The organism is Rhodococcus sp. IEGM 1406 (genome assembly GCF_030056745.1).
GTDB lineage: Bacteria > Actinomycetota > Actinomycetes > Mycobacteriales > Mycobacteriaceae > Rhodococcus_F > Rhodococcus_F erythropolis.
Map to the genome: position 1 here is coordinate 1 of NZ_JASHKO010000027.1, position 257 is coordinate 257.

Here is a 257-nt window from a genome sequence, read left to right on the forward strand (position 1 = left end):
CCCATGACTCGGTAGAGCTCCGCGAGAAGCGCGAGAGCGACCGCAGCACCAGTTCTGGTCAGCGTGGGCATTGCGATGCGGCGAGCTTGCTCGTCCTGTCCGTGAGCGTGGGCGAGCCAGGCCGTGGTGACGCGCCGCAGCGTATCCCAAGGACTGCCGTGCTTGTCCGCAGTGCTCACGCCTCGCAGCAGACGAGCGGCGTGGTGGTACCGGTCTTCCCGGTTCAGAGCGATCAGGCTCATTACCAGGTACAGACG

The 257-nt window shown here is 65.8% G+C and carries 1 pseudogene; it reads right to left on the reverse strand.

Annotation, left to right across the window (positions count from 1 at the left end):
- A pseudogene (locus tag QM596_RS29595) lies at positions 1 to 257 on the reverse strand (helix-turn-helix transcriptional regulator); the annotation flags it as partial.